14 protein-coding genes are annotated in these 15,593 nt (G+C 71.0%); 7 read left to right on the forward strand and 7 right to left on the reverse strand.

Annotation, left to right across the window (positions count from 1 at the left end; genetic code table 11):
* Positions 1-19: 19 nt before the first annotated feature.
* The 5 genes from ABZX61_RS49240 to ABZX61_RS49260 are packed head-to-tail and all read left to right on the forward strand — an operon-like array spanning position 20 to position 5,895.
* Positions 20-568, forward strand: a complete 549-nt coding sequence (locus tag ABZX61_RS49240) for a phosphopantetheine-binding protein (RefSeq protein WP_355205791.1) — start codon at positions 20-22, stop codon at positions 566-568.
* 22 nt (positions 569-590) lie between these two features.
* Positions 591-3,251 carry a penicillin acylase family protein gene (locus tag ABZX61_RS49245; protein ID WP_355205794.1) on the forward strand — a complete coding sequence of 887 codons (2,661 nt, stop codon included), beginning with the start codon at positions 591-593 and terminating at the stop codon, positions 3,249-3,251.
* 6 nt (positions 3,252-3,257) lie between these two features.
* Complete coding sequence (vioD, locus tag ABZX61_RS49250) at positions 3,258-4,394, forward strand: capreomycidine synthase (RefSeq protein WP_355205796.1); 1,137 nt, start codon at positions 3,258-3,260, stop codon at positions 4,392-4,394.
* Entirely contained in the window at positions 4,391-5,239 is an 849-nt protein-coding gene (locus tag ABZX61_RS49255; RefSeq protein WP_355205799.1) for a metallophosphoesterase, read from the forward strand. Before vioD ends, ABZX61_RS49255 begins: the two co-directional genes overlap by 4 nt.
* Positions 5,236-5,895, forward strand: coding sequence for a 4'-phosphopantetheinyl transferase superfamily protein (locus ABZX61_RS49260; protein WP_350737257.1), 660 nt, complete (start codon positions 5,236-5,238; stop codon positions 5,893-5,895). Before ABZX61_RS49255 ends, ABZX61_RS49260 begins: the two co-directional genes overlap by 4 nt.
* Before the next feature lie 95 nt (positions 5,896-5,990).
* Here ABZX61_RS49260 and ABZX61_RS49265 read toward each other — a convergent pair whose 3' ends face one another.
* The 5 genes from ABZX61_RS49265 to ABZX61_RS49285 form a co-directional block, all read right to left on the reverse strand.
* Positions 5,991-6,446: a response regulator transcription factor gene (locus ABZX61_RS49265; RefSeq protein WP_355205801.1), complete on the reverse strand. Its 456-nt coding sequence runs from the start codon at positions 6,444-6,446 to the stop codon at positions 5,991-5,993.
* A gap of 446 nt (positions 6,447-6,892) precedes the next feature.
* Entirely contained in the window at positions 6,893-8,149 is a 1,257-nt protein-coding gene (locus ABZX61_RS49270) for an aminotransferase (RefSeq protein ID WP_350737252.1), read from the reverse strand.
* 12 nt (positions 8,150-8,161) lie between these two features.
* Positions 8,162-9,262, reverse strand: coding sequence for a branched-chain amino acid aminotransferase (locus tag ABZX61_RS49275; RefSeq protein ID WP_350737250.1), 1,101 nt, complete (start codon positions 9,260-9,262; stop codon positions 8,162-8,164).
* Between the two features lie 10 nt (positions 9,263-9,272).
* A complete protein-coding gene (locus ABZX61_RS49280; protein ID WP_355205805.1) occupies positions 9,273-10,487 on the reverse strand; it encodes a cytochrome P450 in 1,215 nt (404 codons plus the stop codon).
* A 52-nt stretch (positions 10,488-10,539) separates the two neighbouring features.
* Entirely contained in the window at positions 10,540-11,676 is a 1,137-nt protein-coding gene (locus tag ABZX61_RS49285; protein WP_355205808.1) for a winged helix DNA-binding domain-containing protein, read from the reverse strand.
* Positions 11,677-11,825: 149 nt separating this feature from the next.
* Between ABZX61_RS49285 and ABZX61_RS49290 the strand changes: the two genes are divergently transcribed.
* Positions 11,826-12,959, forward strand: a complete 1,134-nt coding sequence (locus ABZX61_RS49290; RefSeq protein ID WP_355205814.1) for an aminotransferase class I/II-fold pyridoxal phosphate-dependent enzyme — start codon at positions 11,826-11,828, stop codon at positions 12,957-12,959.
* A gap of 7 nt (positions 12,960-12,966) precedes the next feature.
* On the opposite strand, the gene ABZX61_RS49295 is transcribed toward ABZX61_RS49290, so the two are convergent.
* A complete protein-coding gene (locus tag ABZX61_RS49295) occupies positions 12,967-13,506 on the reverse strand; it encodes a DinB family protein (RefSeq protein ID WP_355205817.1) in 540 nt (179 codons plus the stop codon).
* Positions 13,507-13,627: 121 nt separating this feature from the next.
* Here ABZX61_RS49295 and ABZX61_RS49300 point away from each other — a divergent pair, with 121 nt between their 5' ends.
* The gene (locus ABZX61_RS49300; RefSeq protein WP_350737236.1) at positions 13,628-14,806 is read left to right on the forward strand and encodes a cytochrome P450; all 1,179 of its coding nucleotides are present in this window, start codon (positions 13,628-13,630) and stop codon (positions 14,804-14,806) included.
* Positions 14,807-14,840: 34 nt separating this feature from the next.
* On the opposite strand, the gene ABZX61_RS49305 is transcribed toward ABZX61_RS49300, so the two are convergent.
* Positions 14,841-15,581 (reverse strand): thioesterase domain-containing protein, encoded by a 741-nt coding sequence (locus ABZX61_RS49305; RefSeq protein WP_355205820.1) that lies wholly within the window; start codon positions 15,579-15,581, stop codon positions 14,841-14,843.
* Positions 15,582-15,593 lie beyond the last annotated feature (12 nt).

A 15,593-nucleotide genomic window follows, 5' to 3' on the forward strand; every position in this document is an offset into this window, starting at 1 on the left:
GGAAGGGACCGGAAACATCGTGGTGAACCACACCGACCCGCAGGTGGACACCGTCGAGACCCTGGCCGCCCTGCGCCGCGTTCCTGACGTGCGCGGCGCGGTGGTGACCGGATACGTCGGCGTGGACGGCCGGACGATGCTGCTCGGCTACGTCACCGGCCCGGACCCGGCGGTCGGCACGATCCGGATCCGGCAGCACCTCAGCAGCAGGCTGCCCGGCTATTTGATCCCGGACCACCTGTTCGTGCTGGACGCGCTGCCGCTGACGCCGGAGGGCGACTACGACCTGAGCGCGCTGCCGACGCCGGAGGCGGACCTCGGCCCGGCCGACGCGCACGTGGCGCCGCGCACGCCGGTGGAGCGGCGCCTGGCGGAGATCTTCCAGGAGCTCCTCGGCGTCGGCGACGTCGGCGTCCACGACGACTTCTTCGCGCTCGGCGGCTCCTCCATCGTGGCGACCCGGCTGGCCGCCCAGGTCCGCGAGGTGTTCGCGGTGGAGGTGTCGCTGGTGGACGTGCTCGCGGCCTCGACCGTCGACGAGCTGGCGCGGCTCGTGGACGAGGCATGACGAGCTCTCCGGGCAGGTGCGTATGATCCCCGATGAGACCCGGCCGGCTGCCCGTCCCGATCTGCCGGAGCCCGGCGGCCCCGTCCCGCGCCGTCGCCGCCGGTGGTGGAGGGTGGTGCGGTGGACGGGCGCCGTGGTCGTGGTGCTCGCGCTGGTGGCGTCCGGGCTGGCGGTGTGGTCGGTGCGGCGCGGCTTCCCCCAGTACGACGGGACGTTGTCCTTGCCCGGCCTGACCGCGCCGGTGAAGGTCTTCCGGGACTCGTACGGCGTCGCCCAGATCTATGCGGACTCGGCCACGGACCTGCTCCAGGCCCAGGGCTACGTCACCGCCCAGGACCGCTTCTGGGAGATGGACTACCGGCGGCACCTGACCTCGGGCCGCCTGGCGGAGTTGCTGGGCCCCCCGCTCGTGCGCACCGACGCCTTCCTGCGCACGCTCGGCTGGCGGCGGACCGCGGAGCGGGAATGGCAGCGGATCTCACCCGAGGCGAGAAGCTACCTGCGCGCCTACGCCGACGGCGTCAACGCCTGGATCGCCGCGAACGGCGCCGCCGCGGCCTCCGGAGCGAAAAGCCTGGAGTACACCGTCCTCGGCCTGCAGAACCCCGGCTACACGGTGGAGCCGTGGGACCCGGTGGACTCCCTGGCCTGGCTGAAGGCGCTGGCGTGGGAACTGCTGGGCAACATGGACGCCGAGATCGACCGCTCGCTGCTGCTGGCCCAGGGCCTGAGCAGGCGCCAGATCGAGCAGCTCTACCCGCCCTACCCGTACGCGAGGAACCGCCCCATCGTGGACACGCCGGGCACCCCGTCCCGGCCGGTTCCCGCCCGCGTGTGGCGGGAGGCGGCCCCCGCGCTCGACGCGCTGCGCTCACTCCCGCTCCGCGCGGGCGGGGATACGGGTGGGGACACTGCGGGCATCGGCTCGAACTCGTGGGTGGTGAGCGGCGCGCTGACGGCGTCGGGCAAGCCGCTGCTGGCCAACGACCCGCATCTGGCGGCGTCGTTGCCGGGGACGTGGTACCAGGTCGGGCTCCGGTGCTCCTGCGCGTACAACGTGCAGGGTTTCACGATGCCCGGCCTGCCCGGCGTGGTCACGGGACGCAACGAGCGGATCGCCTGGGGGCTGACCAACCTGCCCGCCGACGTGTCCGACCTGTACCTGGAGAAGGTCGAAGGTGAGCGGTACTTCGACGGCAAGGCGTGGCGCGCGCTCGACTCGCGGCAGGAGGTCATCAAGGTGGCGGGCGGCGAGCCGGTGACGATCACCGTGCGCGCCACGCGGCACGGTCCCCTGCTGTCGGACCGGCGGGCGGACATGCTCGGGGTGGCGGCCCGGCCTCCCCTGGACCCGTCGGGCGGACCGCTGCCGAGCCTGACGCCGGGGCCGCTGCCCAGCCTGGACACCGGCGAGCCCGGAGTGCCCGCGCCGGCGGCGGCGGAGCCGTACGCGGTGGCGCTGCGCTGGACGGCGTCCGAGCCCGGCCGGACGATGGACGCGCTCTTCGGCATCAACAAGGCGGCGAACTGGACGGAGTTCCGGGCGGCGGCGGCGCTCTTCGACGAGCCCGCGCAGAACCTGGTCTACGCCGACGTGGACGGCCACATCGGCTACCAGGCGCCGGGACGCATCCCGATCCGCGGCAAGGGTGACGGATCCTGGCCGGTCCCGGGCTGGGACCCCGCTTACGACTGGACGGGCTTCATCCCGTTCGCCGAGTTGCCGACGCTGTCCGACCCGCCCGGCGGCGTCATCGTGACCGCCAACCAGGCGGTGGCCGGGCCGTCCTACCGGCACGTCATCACCACCGACTGGACGTACGGCTACCGCGGCCGCCGCATCCTCGACCTGATCGCCGAACGCACGGCGCGCGGGAAGATCGGCGTGGCGGACATGCGGCGGATGCAGTCCGACAACCTCAACGGCGGCGCCGCCGCCGTGGTGCCCGCGCTGCTGGCCGTTCCCCTGAACGACGGCGCCGTCGCCAAGGCGCGGAACCTGCTGAAGGGCTGGGACTTCCAGCAGAGCACCGACTCGGCCGCGGCGGCCTTCTACAACGCGACCTGGCGGAGCCTGCTCGCGCGGACCTTCGACGAACTGCCGCAGGACCGCAAGGCCGGTAACGGCGACCGCTGGTGGGAGGTCGTGGCCGCGCTGCTGAGGTCGCCCGAGTCACCGTGGTGGGACGACCGGCGCACCGGCAGGAGGGAGTCGATGGCCGACATCCTCGCCGCCGCCATGGACGAGGCCACCGCCGAGCTCACCGCGCGGCTCGGCCCCGACCCGGCCGCCTGGCGCTGGGGCGACCTGCACACGCTGACGTTGCGGGGCTACGGGCCGGGCCAGTCCGGCATCGCGCCGGTGGAGTGGCTGTTCAACCGCGGCCCGGTGCCGATCGCGGGCGGCGGCGACGCGGTCAACTCCACGAGCTGGTCGGCCGCGGGTGGGTACGACGACGTCGTCTTCGTGCCCACGATGCGAATGATCGTCGACCTGTCCGATCCGGAGGGGTCGCGATGGGTCCTGCTGGCCGGCACCTCCGGGCACGCCTTCCATCCCCACTTCGACGACCAGCTGGAGCTCTGGCGTACGGGACAGGACACCCCCATGCGCTGGAGGAGGAAGAGCATCGAGGCGGCGGCAGAGCACGTCCTCACCTTCGCACCGACCGGTAAAGGATGACCGTTCATGAAGCTCGCGATCGCGAAACTCGAAGAGTGGATGCGCCTCTACTACCACAACGTCGACCACGACATCGGCAGCAGCGGCGTGCGTGACCTGACCATCGACGAGCTGAGGACGATCTGCGGGTTCGACCTGTCCGAGCTCGGCTCGATGATCTTTCACGACAGCGAGTGCTTCGGCGGCGGCGCGTTGCGGGCGGCGCTGGCCGACCGGTGGACGGGCGGCGACGTGGACGGCGTGATGGTCACCCACGGCTCCAGCGAGGCGATCTACATCGTCATGCACACGCTGCTGGACCCGGGGGACGAGGTGATCGTGGTCGATCCCGCCTATCAGCAGTTGTACGACATCGCCGCCGGGATGGGCTGCCGGATCACCCCGTGGCCGCTGCGCGCGCAGGAGGGCTTCTCCGCCGACCTGCCGCTGCTGCGGAAGCTGGCTTCCACCGGGCCGAAGATGATCGTGGTCAACTTCCCGCACAACCCGACCGGCGTCTCCATCACGCGTGAGCAACAGCAGGAGCTGATCGACATCGCCGCCGAGGCCGGCGCCTGGCTGGTGTGGGACCACGCCTTCGGCGAGCTGACGTACACGGCCGACCCGCTCCCGCTGCCCTTCGGCCGGTACGACAAGTGCATCACGTTCGGCACGTTCTCCAAGAGCTACGGGCTGGCCGGGCTCCGGGTCGGCTGGTGCCTCGCACCGCCCGAGCTGCTGTCCCGGATGGCGGTGCTGCGCGACTACATCGCGTTGTACGTTTCGCCGGTCCTGGAGTTCTTCGCCGAGAAGGCGGTCAGGAACGCCGACCGGATCGTCGCGATGCAGCGCGAGCACGCGCACGGCAACCTGCGGTTGCTGCGCGACTGGGCGGCGGAGCTCCCGGACCTGGTGCGGGTGAACCCGCCCGACGGCGGCGTGACCGCGTTCGTGGAGTTCCCCGGCCACCCCGACGCCACCGCCGTGTGCCGCCGGCTGGCCGAGCGGGACAGGGTGCTGCTGGTGCCCGGCGAGTGTTTCGGCGACGCCTTCACCGGCTACGCGCGGCTGGGCTTCGGCGGCACCACCGCGGAGCTGACGGCCGGGCTGTCGAGCGTACGGCGGGCGCTGCTCGAAGGCGTGCCGGTCTCGGAGGCGCGGTGAGCGGCCCCAGGCTCCTGGCGGTCAGCGATCTCCACGTCGGCCACAGGGACAACCGCAGGCTGCTCCTCGACCTGGAGCCCGGGTCTCCGGGCGACTGGCTGATCGTGGCCGGGGACGTCGCGGAGCGGCCCGGCGAGATCGAGTGGGCGCTTCGGCTGCTCACCGAGAGGTTCGCCAAGGTGATCTGGACGCCGGGCAACCACGAGCTGTGGACGCTGCCCGGCGACGTGTACGGCCCGCGTGGCGAGGACCGTTACCGGAGCCTGGTCGAAATGTGCCGCCGGCTGGGCGTCGTCACCCCCGAGGATCCCTACCCGGTCTGGACGGGGCCCGGCGGGCCGGTGACGGTGGTGCCCATGTTCCTGCTGTACGACTACAGCTTCCTGCCCGAGGGGACGGCGACCAAGGAGGAGGCGCTCGCGCGGGCGTACGAGTCCGGTGTCGTCTGCACGGACGAGCTGCTGCTTCACCCCGACCCGTACGTGAGCCGCGAAGCCTGGTGCGAGGCGCGCGTCAAGGAGATGGAGGAGCGCCTGGCCGAGCTCGGACCCGGGGTCCGCACGGTGCTGGTGAACCACTTCCCGCTGGTGCGCGAGCCCACGCGGGTCCTGCGTCACCAGCTGTTCGCGCAGTGGTGCGGCACGCGGCGCACCGCGGACTGGCACCTGCGCTTCAACGCCGCGGCGGTCGTCTACGGCCACCTGCACATCCGCAGGACCACCTGGCACGACGGCGTGCCGCACATCGAGGTCTCCGTGGGCTATCCGCGGGAGTGGTCCAGGCGCGGCGGGGTCAACGGCACCGGGCCGCGCCAGGTGCTGCCCCTTCCCGTCGAGCCGTCGTGATCGAGCGGCTGCTCCCGCCCGCCGTGGCGGCGGCCGAGGCGTACGGCGACGCGCCGGGGGTGCCGCTGCACCCGGAGGAGGCGGTCTGCGTGACGCGGGCACTGCGCGGCCGCCGCCAGGAGTTCGCGACCGGGCGCCGGCTGGCCCGGTCCGGCCTCGTCCGGCTCGGGTTGCCGCCGGTCGGCATCCCCAAGGGTGAGCGTGGCGCGCCACGCTGGCCGGAGGGGGTGGTGGGCAGCATCACGCACTGCGCCGGCTACCGGGCCGCCGCGGTGGCGCGAACGGACGACCTGCTCGCGCTCGGCATCGACGCCGAGCCGCATGGTCCGCTGCCTTCCGAGGTGCTGAAGCTCGTGGCCACGCCGGCGGAGGGCGCCAGGCTCGAAAGGCTGGCCGGCGGCAACCCGCGGATCGCCTGGGACCGGGTGCTGTTCAGCGCGAAGGAGTCGGTGTACAAGGCGTGGTATCCGCTGGCCGGGTCGTTCCTCGACTTCGACGCCGTGGAGGTGTTGTTCGAGGAGGCCACGGCGTCCTTCGCGGCTCGCCTGCTGGTGCCGGGGCCTTTCGTGGCCGGTGAGCGGCTGCGGGAGCTCACGGGGCGCTTCGCCGTGCAGGGTGGGCTGGTGGTCACCACGGTCACCATTGACGCGGCCTGACGGGGAGTTCCCCGTCAGGCCGCGTGGGGTGCTCACTTCCGGAGCGCCGAGCTGTCGTGGACCGCCGCGAGGTTCTTCACGTGGTCGTTCTCGGCTCATCCGTTCTCGCTACCGACCAGACGGCCCAGCAGGGCCGCGCGGGTGAGCTCGGCCTTGTTGCCCACGCCGAGCTTGGTCCTGATCCGTTTGACGTAGGTGTCGACCGTGTGCGGGCTGATGCCGAGCCGCGTGGCGATCTGCCCGTGCGTCAGGCCCCTGGAGATCTGGCGGAGCACCTGTTCCTCCCGCTCGGAGAGGTGATAGCCGGGCGCCTCGTGGCGTTCGAGCATGGGCCGTACTTCGCACTCGACGGGAACGAAGCGGGAGCCGGACGCCACGGCCCGCACCGCCGAGACCACGCGCTCGGCCGTCGCCCGCTTGCCGATGACACCCGACGCTCCCGCGTGCAGGTAGCTGTCGGTGTCGTCCCCGTCGTTCAGAACCAGTACTTCGGTGCGCTTGGCGACTTCCCTGATGTAGGCGAGATTGTCGGACAGCGGCAGCGCGTCCACGTCGATTAACGCGGCGTCCGCTATCCAGGAGGGTTCTTCGTCGGGAGAGGATCTCTCCGCGACCACCTGAATACCGGCACTTGTCAGAGCCTGGACGAGCCCAGCGAGGAAGATTGGCGAACTGATAAGGACGTCGATTCTGATCACGGGGCCCCCGTACATCCCGCCGGCCGGGCATCATCATGGATTTCCATTACAAGCGAGGAAATATACTTCTTGACTCGCTTTTCACCTTACCAGCCTTTTCTAAGCTGTTTTCTCGTCGATGTCAACCTCTCGGCGTGCCTATCGAATTTCACATCCAGTGATGATTCCGCGCCGTTCGGTAATTCTCGGAGTCGACCTAGAGCTGGCCCGATAAGGCCTATAGGCAGCGCCGCGGCGGAGATGATAAGGTCCGCCGCGGCCTGCACTTCTGGATGAATTCGGGATCTAGGTAAATGTGATCAATTCGCAGGTATGGTCATGTATGACATTCCCGCGGCAGTCAAGCGACCGGCGAAATCAGTGAACGATTCCTGATCCACATTGCTAAAACTTGCCCGCAGCATCCGACCATCTTCAGGGAGAAATGCCGTACCGGGAATGACGAGCGTGTCATACGTGATCGCCAGGTCCCGGACGACCTCCTCGGTGGGGCGCCCGGCGAACGGATGGCGTATCCACCCGTAAAAGCCCCCGGCAGAGACCAGCTCGAAGCCGCCCGGCCGCTCCGCCATCACGGCGGCGAAGCGCCGCCGCTTCTCCTCCATCTCGCGCGCCCGCGCGAGCTTCCACTCCTGGGCCAGCGTCAGGCCCGCCCAGGCGGCCTCCTGCCCGATGCGCGGCGCGCAGATCGCCACGCAGTCGAGCAGCTTCATCACCTCGCGGTTGAGCAGCGGCGAGGCGACCAGCGCGCCCACCCGGTAGCCGGGAATGGCGTAGTCCTTCGAGAAACTGTGCAGGCTCACCACCGTCTGCTCCCATTGGGGGTCGGACAGGAGCCGGTGCGCCGGTTCGGCGGTGTCGCGGAAGGAGCGGTAGGTCTCGTCGAGGATCAGCGCCAGGTCATGCCGCCTGGCCACCTCCGCCAGGCGCTCGATCGCCTCGGGGCCGGCCGTCACCCCGCTGGGGTTGCCCGGAGTCACCAGGACGATCGCCCGGGTCCGCGGGGTGATCAGCGCCTCGGCCGTCTCCGGGCTCGGCAGGAGATCCGGGCCGGGCTCCAGGTAGACCGGCCGGATGCCGTTCAGGCGCAGCCACATGTCGTGGTTCGGGTAGTACGGCACCGCCAGCACCACTTCGTCGCCCGCCTCCGCCAGCGCGGACACCACGAGGCAGAAGGCCTGGTTGCAGCCCGCCGTGATGACGATCTGCTCCGCGCGCACGTGGCTCAGATAACTTCGGGAGAGGTCGGCGGCGAATGCCTCGCGCAGGTGCGGCAACCCGGCGATGTCGGTGTAGTCCCCGCCGTGGGGATCTCGCGCGATGGCGGCGATGTGCTCGACCACGGCCGGAGCGGCCGGATAACACGGCGCCGCCTGAGAGAGGTCGAGCAGGTCGCGTTCCCTGCGGCGCTGATTTTCCAACTCGCGCGCCTCGCCGAACGGCGAGTCGATCTGGCGCACCGTCCTCGGACTCAGTCGCAAGTGAATGCTCCCTTCGTATGGCACTGAGCATCCCGAGCACCGCGTGACAACACCATTCCCTCCTTCAGGGGACATTGATCCCGTATATCAACAAACCTTGTGAATCCAGGCGAAAGGGTCGGGGGTGCGGCCGTACTGGATGTCCATGAGGCTCTGGCGCAACATGAGCGTGACCGGCCCCACTCCGCCGTCGCCGACGAGCCAGTCACCCGAGGTGCTCCTGACCGCGCCGACCGGGATCACCGTGGCCGCCGTGCCGCAGGCGAACACCTCGACGAGCTCGCCGGACGCGCACTGCGCGCGCCACTGATCGACCGAGATCCGGCCCTCCTCGACGTCGATGCCGAGCGTGGGCGCGAGGTGGAGCAGCGAGTCGCGGGTCACCCCCGGCAGCAGCGTCCCGGTCAGCGCGGGCGTCATGATCCGGCGCCGGCCGTCCTCGGTGGCGTAGACGAAGAACAGGTTCATCCCGCCCATCTCCTCGACCCAGACGTGCTCGGCGGCGTCCAGCCAGACCACCTGGTCGCAGCCCCGCGCCACGGCCGCCTGCTGGGCGGCGAGCGCGGGAGCGTAATTGCAGGCCGCCTTGACGTCGCCGGTGCCACCGGGAGCGGCGCGCGTGTAGTCCTCCGACAACCACACCGTGAGCGGTCTCGGCGTGCCTCCGCCGAGATAGCTCGCCGGGGAGGCGATGGCGCACAGCAGGTAGCTGCGCGAGGGCAGCGTGAAGCCGAGACCGCGCTGGGTCGCGATCACGAACGGGCGCAGGTAGAGGCTGTTGCCGTCGCCCGACGGCACCCAGTCCCGCTCCTGGGTGACCAGCAGCTCCAGCATCCTGATGAAGACGTCCTCGGGCAGCTCGGGCGCCGCCAGCCGGCGCGCCGTCCGGTTGAACCGGGCGGCGTTCCGCCTCGGCCGGAACATCACGATCGCCCCGCCGTCCTGCCTGTACGCCTTCATCCCCTCGAAGAACTCCTGCGCGTAGTGGAAGACCACGGTCGCCGGATCGAGGCTCAGCGGCGCGTACGGCTCCACGCGGGCGTCATGCCAGCCCTGCTCGGTCGTCCAACGCAGCGTGGCCATGTGGTCGGTGAAATGCTCGCCGAACCCCGGCGCGGCCAGCACGGCCTGCCGTTCCGCGGCCGGCACGGGGTGGTCGCTGGGACGGATCTCGAAAGAGATCGACATGGGGTGCTCCTCAGACGGCGGGCGACGGTTCGGGGCGGAGGGTGAGCTCGGAGGGCAGCGAGGCGAACCCGCGCTGGTGCGGCGAGTGGACGCGCCGGGCGGCGGACAGGTCGAGGTCGTAGTCCGCCACCACCGCGCCGACCTCCTGCAGCACGACCGCGATCTCGAGCTGGGCCAGCGCCGCGCCGAGGCAGAAGTGCGGGCCGTGGCCGAAGGCGATGTGCCTGCTCGTGTCGCGGTCCAGGTCGAAGGTGTCCGGGTCGGGGAAGACCCGCCCGTCGCGGTTGGCGGAAGCGGGCAGCAACGCGATCCTGGCGCCTTCGGCCAGCCGGACGCCGTGGATGACGCTGTCCTCGGTGAGCGTCCGGCCCGTCATCTGGCTGGGCGAGTCGTAGCGGAGCGTCTCCGCCCCCCAGTCCGTGGCCCGCCCGTTCAGGCCCGCGCGGCCGACGTCGGGAAGGCGCCACCCGTGATACCAGGCGTTGCCGATCAGCTTGCCGGTCGAGTCGTTGCCCGCGCTGACGAGCAGGAAGAGGAAGGCCACGAGCTGCGAGTCGGTCAGAGGCCTCCCGTCGACCCGCGCCTCGATCATCATCGAGGTGAGGTCGTCACCCGGCCGCCTGCGCCGCTGCGCGATCAGGTTCACGTAGTAGACGGCGAGGCGCAGCCCCGCGCCGATGGTCTCGCCCGACCTCTCGTCGGTGCCGTCCTCGCAGTGGTTGAGCAGGTCGTTGTCGGCGCGGATCCGGTCCCGGTCCGCCGCCGGTATGCCGACGACCTCGCACATGACATCGTTCGGTACGGCTGCCGCGAAGTCCGCGAAGTCGAAGACCCCGCCGTCCCGTGCGGGCGCCAGCCTGGCCCGCGTCAGCTCCCGTATCCGGGGCTCCAGCGCCGCCACCCACCGGGGCTTGAACGCGTTGCCCAGCAGGCGGCGCATCGCACCGTGGTCGGGAGGGTCCATGGCGAGGAAGAAGCTGGTCTTGACCGCGGCCTGCCCCCACAGATCCGGCTCCAGGGAGATGCCGTTACGGCTGGAGAACAGCCCCGGGTTCCGCAGCGCGGGCAGGACGTCCTCGTAGCGGGACAGCGCCCAGAAGTCCCGCTCGGCGTTGTGGTAGAGCGGCGCGTGCTCGCGCATCCAGGCGAACACCGGATACGGGTCCTCGTGGATCCGGTACGAGAACGGGTCGTAGACGAGCTCACCCGGTGCCAGGTTGCGCATATTCGGAACGTACGGATATGTCGCCCGTGTCGCCTGTCACGCGAACCAGGGGCTACCCCGGAAGCAGCGTGGTCTCCAGGTCGGGAAGCTTCTCCCACCAGCGGTCGTAGCGGCGATACGGATGCGGCTCGCGCCCGGCCAGCAGCGCCACCAGGGCCTTCGCCTCGGCCGCGAGCCCGTCCCACGCCTCGTCCGGCAGCGGATGGAACGCCGCCGCCTCGATCCCTCCTTCGGCCGGCCGCCACACCCCGGCGACGTAGCCGTCGACGAGCAGCGTGGGCAGCACGTCGCCGTTGGCGCGGATGACGAGCTTGCGGTAGGGCGGCGGGAGCAGGCGGTCGCGCTCCACGTGCGCGAGCAGCGTGTTGTCCCACATGGCCATCAGCCGGGGCGGCGCCGGGACGTCCTCGGGTGGGTGGGAGGCGCCCCGCAGGTCCCACATCACCTTGCCGCCGGGGCCTTCGAACTGCTCGACCTCACCGTCCATGGCACGCAGCGCGACCTTGACCCGGGCCTGCTGGACGAGCGCGAACTGCGCGACGTCCGCCACCGACGCCGGTCCGAACGCCTCCAGGTAACGCCGCGTCAGCACCCGCAGGGCCTCGGCCGAGGCGTCCAGGTCGAGCGTGGGCCGAGGTGAGGAGGCCACGCACGACACCCGCGTGGTGAACGACCACGACCCGCCGGTCGGCACCCGCAGCAGCGGCGTGTACGAGCGCAGGATCGCCCACACCCCCGCCGCCGACAGCTCGCCGAGGCGTGGCTCCAGCCAGTCCTTCATCTCCTCCACGGTCCGCGGCTCGGCGGCGAACTCCAGCAGGTCCCTGACCAGGATCCGCCCCGCCTCGACGGTGAGGCCGCGCGGCGTGAAGCGGCCGTTCAGATGGGTGGCGTACATGGTCGGCTCGATGGCGTCGCGGAAGGCCGGATAGTCGTCGACGTGCACGGCGTGCAGCGTCATCCGCATCATCGTCCCCCGCACGACCGTGTAGCTCGAGAAGGCGGCGTCGAGGTCGGCGAGGTCCAGGTCGGCGACGCGGTTCCACAGCGCGACATACGGCGAGGCCGCCTGCTGCGCCTGCAACGCCATCACGCGGCGCACCGCCTCGGCCACCTCCAGCGGCTCCCTCCGCAGCAGGAGCTGCCGATCGAGGGTGGCCCGGTTGAGTGCCCGCGCGGTGAGCTTCATGCCCGGATTCTCTCAGCCCCCGCCTCCCGGGCAGATCCCCCGGAGGTCCCCAGTAGAGGGGACAGGTGCGCGACCGTGGCTCGACCTAGGCTGCCGCTGCGGCGGCATATGCCGCGAAGCCCCATGTCATGCCGCTGGGAGGGCCACAGATGATCGAGGTTGGCAACCTCACCACGATGGAAGTCGACGCGCTGACCGACGTCGATGGCGGCCTCAACCTAACCGACGGTCACGCGAGGCTGGTCCTCTCCGAGCAGCAGGCGGCCATCGTCGCCCGGATCCCGGAGATGTTCGCCGAAGCGTCCCGCCGTCCATTCCCCGACATCGAACGCGAGGCGCACGCCACGTTCCTGAAGGCGATCGGGCAGCACAGCGCCCCGGTCGGCACCGGTCGCATCCTGAGCTGCTACTCCTCGACGCTCGCCACCGACATCGTGGCGCGGGCGCTGCCCGCCGGGTCGACCGTCGCCGTGCTGCACCCCACCTTCGACAACATCGCCGACCTGCTCGTCACCCGCGGGCTGAAGCTGGTGCCCCTGGCGGAGGAGGAACTGCTCGACATGAGCTGGCCGGGGCCGCCGGTCAGCGCCATCGTGGTGACGCACCCGAACAACCCGACCGGGCTGGTCACCCCCGAAGGCCATCTGCGCTCGCTCGCCGAGCACGCCGTACGGCACGGCCAGATCATCATCGTGGACGCCAGCTTCCGCGGGCAGGTGCGCGACGCGCAGTACGACACCTACGCCGTCCTCGACGAGGCGGGCGCCGACTGGATCGTGATCGAGGACACCGGCAAGTTGTGGCCGACGCACGAACTCAAGATCGGGCTGCTGGCCTACAGCGCGCGGACGAAGCTGCCCATCGACCGGGCGTTCTCCGAGTCGCTGCTGTCCGCCTCGCCGGTGGTCCTGCTGCTCATCGCGAACCTCGCCGGCGACTGGGTGAACGGCGGCTACGAGCGCGCCCGCGACCTGGTGACGCGCAACCGGACGGTGCTCAGGGAGACGATCGGCGAGGTCGATCTGCGGCTGGCCGACCCCGCCTCGCAGATCAGCGTCGCGCGGATCGAGCTGCCTTCCCACGGGCCGGACTCGTCGCTGTTGTACAAGGACATGGTCGGGCGCGGGGTGCACGTGCTGCCGTGCGCGCCGTTCCACTGGGCCGACTCCGACAGCGGTCTCCGGTTCATCCGGGTGTCCCTGGCGCGCCCGTACGACACGGTGGAGTCGGCGGCGCGGACACTGGTTCAGTCGTACACGGAGATGTCCGCGCGAAAGCCGTGAACCCCGGTTACTCTCCCGTCTCCCCGTCCACCGACTCCCGGAGGAGGTCGGCGTGACCGTTGTGGCGTGCGTACTCCTCGATCATGTGGACCACGATCCAGCGCAGGCTCGGCGCCTGGCCGTTGGGCCAGGCGCGCTGGGCCGGGCGGTCCAGCCCGCCGTCCTCCAGCGCCTCGGCGACCGCCTCGCGGGAGCGGTCCACGGCCTTCTGCCACAGCGCGAACAGCTCGTCCGGGGTGTCGCCGGCGGCGGAGTGCCACTCCCAGTCCTGGTCGGCGCGCCAGTCCACGGTGTTCCACGGAGCGGAGCGGTCCCGGCCGTGCAGCGCTCGGGAGAACCAGTCGTCCTCCACGTAGGCCAGGTGCTTGAGCAGCCCGCCCAGCGTCATCGACGAGGCGCCGACCGTCGCCGTCAGGCCCGCGGTGTCCAGGCCCCGGCACTTCCAGGCCAGCGTCGCGCGCTGGTAGTCGAGGAAACCCAGGAGGGTCGCGGTCTCGTCGCCTGCGATGGGCGGCCAGGGCCGATCGTGCTCGTCCATGTCTGTCATGGGCAGCGAGTGTAGCCACTGGGGCCCTCCACCGGTCACGACTCGCCAGGCCCCAGGTTCCGGGGACGCGACGAGCGCGTGGCCCCGCCGTACAGTCGCCGTGAGCAGCAGTGGAGTGTTGATGCCGCATTACGATCCGTTCGACTTCAAGGTGCAGGAGGATCCGCATCCCGTCTACGCGTGGATGCGTGAGCACGCGCCGGTCTATCGCAACGAGGAGCGCGACTTCTGGGCGCTGTCACGCCACGCCGACGTCCACGCCGCGCTGCGCGAGCCGCACCTCTTCTCCAACAGCCACGGCATCTCGCTGGAGCCGGAGTTGTGGGGGCCGCAGGCGAAGAAGACGAGCCTGTTCCTGTCCATGGACCCTCCCGAGCACGGCCTCTATCGAGGGCTGGTGGCCTCGGCGTTCACCCCCCGCCGCATGGCAGCGCTCGAACCCCGCATCCGCGAGCTGGCCCGCGCCCGGCTGGAGCGGCTGTGGGACGAGCCGACGTTCGACTTCTGCGCCGACTACGCCGCGGCGCTGCCGAACGACGTCCTCTGCGAGATGCTCGGCTTCCCCGCCGACGAGTGGGACGCGGTCCGCACCGACACCGACCTGCTCAACCACCACGTGGACGGCTCGGACGGGCGCAGCCCGGACTCGGCCATGGCCGCCCTGCGCCTGGCGAGCCGCTTCGTTGTTCTGGTGACCTCGCTGCGCCGCCGGCCCGGCGACGACCTGACCTCGGCCATGATCGCGGCGGAGGTCGGCGGCGCCAGGCTCACCGACGCGCAGATCGTCGCCTTCCTGTTCGTGATGATCGGCGCGGGCAACGAGTCCACCGGCAAGACGCTCGGCAACGCGTGGTACCACGGCTGGCTCCGGCCCGACGTGCAGCGGGCGGGGCTCAACGGGCGGGCCGACGACTGGGCCGCCGAGACGCTGCGCTACGACTCCTCCAGCCAGATGGTGGCGCGCGTGCTGACCGAGGACACCGTCATGCACGGCGTCCGGATGCCCAAGGGCGCCCGGATCGCGCTGCTGCCCGCCTCGGCCAACCGGGACCGGCGGGTGTTCCCCGACCCGGACACCTTCGACCTGGACCGCGAGACCAAACGGATGATCAGCTTCGGGCACGGGCCGCACCACTGCCTCGGGGCCGCGCTGGCCAGGCTGGAGATGCGGATCGCGCTGGAGGAGATCGGGGCGTTGATCTCGTCGTACGAGATCGACCTGGCCAACGCCCGGCGGTCACACTCGCCGCACCAGTGCGGGTTCACCTCGCTGCCCTGCGTGGTCACCCCTCGCACCTGAGCCGAGCGGTACGGCCCGGGCCGGGCCGTACCACTCAGGCGAGGTCGTGGCTGATGGTCCTGATCACCTGCTGCTCGCCGGCGGAGTCGAAGAAGTGCCCGCCGGGCACCGGGTCGAGGTCGAAACGCGCCGCGGTCTCCACGCGCCAGCCGTCCATCCGCGGCGGCGGCGACTCGATGTCCTCGGTGCCGGCGAAGGCGCGGATCGGCACCTCCAGCGGCTTGTCCGGGTGGAAGCCGTGCGTGCTGAGCACGGTGAGGTCGGCCCCCAGCGTGGGCAGCAGGCCCGCGAGCAGCTCGGGCTCGGCCAGCACCTCCGCCGGCGTGCCGCCCATCTCGCGCACGTAGCCCTCCAGGCCGTCCTCGCGGTCTTCCCACGCCCACGTGCCGTCGTCCAGGCAGGGGGCGATGCTGGCCGCCACGAACAACACGCGCGGCAGCGGCAGCGCGCGTTCCCGCAGCTCGTGCGCGAGCGCCCAGGCCACCCGCGCGCCCATGCTGACGCCGTAGCAGGCGAACGGACGGTCGAGCAAGGGCTTGATCACCGCGATCAGCTCGTCCACGAGCGGCGCCATCCGATCGAACGGCGGCTCGGCGAACCGGTCGGCCCGGCCGGGAAGCTGCACCGCGATCGGCTCGACGTAGCTCGGCACGAGCTGCGGCCAGTGCCGGTACATCGCCGCGCTGCCACCGGCGTGGTGGAAACAGAGCAACTGGACCTCGGCGGGCGTGCCACGCCCGAAACGCTTGAGCCAGCGGGGGTCGCCGTGCCGCACCTGCCCGTCCTT

The organism is Nonomuraea sp. NPDC003709, from assembly GCF_040610775.1.
GTDB classification, from domain to species: Bacteria; Actinomycetota; Actinomycetes; order Streptosporangiales; family Streptosporangiaceae; genus Nonomuraea; species Nonomuraea angiospora_A.

What these genes read in the sequence shown, in the direction of transcription:
- ABZX61_RS49245 (WP_355205794.1), top strand. Translation starts at nt 591, where the DNA reads ATGATCCCCGATGAGACCCGGCCGGCTGCCCGTCCCGATCTGCCGGAG.
- vioD (WP_355205796.1), top strand. Translation starts at nt 3,258, where the DNA reads ATGAAGCTCGCGATCGCGAAACTCGAAGAGTGGATGCGCCTCTACTAC.
- ABZX61_RS49270 (WP_350737252.1), bottom strand. Translation starts at nt 8,149, where the DNA reads ATGTCCCCTGAAGGAGGGAATGGTGTTGTCACGCGGTGCTCGGGATGC.
- ABZX61_RS49275 (WP_350737250.1), bottom strand. Translation starts at nt 9,262, where the DNA reads ATGTCGATCTCTTTCGAGATCCGTCCCAGCGACCACCCCGTGCCGGCC.
- ABZX61_RS49280 (WP_355205805.1), bottom strand. Translation starts at nt 10,487, where the DNA reads ATGCGCAACCTGGCACCGGGTGAGCTCGTCTACGACCCGTTCTCGTAC.
- ABZX61_RS49285 (WP_355205808.1), bottom strand. Translation starts at nt 11,676, where the DNA reads ATGAAGCTCACCGCGCGGGCACTCAACCGGGCCACCCTCGATCGGCAG.
- ABZX61_RS49290 (WP_355205814.1), top strand. Translation starts at nt 11,826, where the DNA reads ATGATCGAGGTTGGCAACCTCACCACGATGGAAGTCGACGCGCTGACC.
- ABZX61_RS49295 (WP_355205817.1), bottom strand. Translation starts at nt 13,506, where the DNA reads ATGACAGACATGGACGAGCACGATCGGCCCTGGCCGCCCATCGCAGGC.
- ABZX61_RS49300 (WP_350737236.1), top strand. Translation starts at nt 13,628, where the DNA reads ATGCCGCATTACGATCCGTTCGACTTCAAGGTGCAGGAGGATCCGCAT.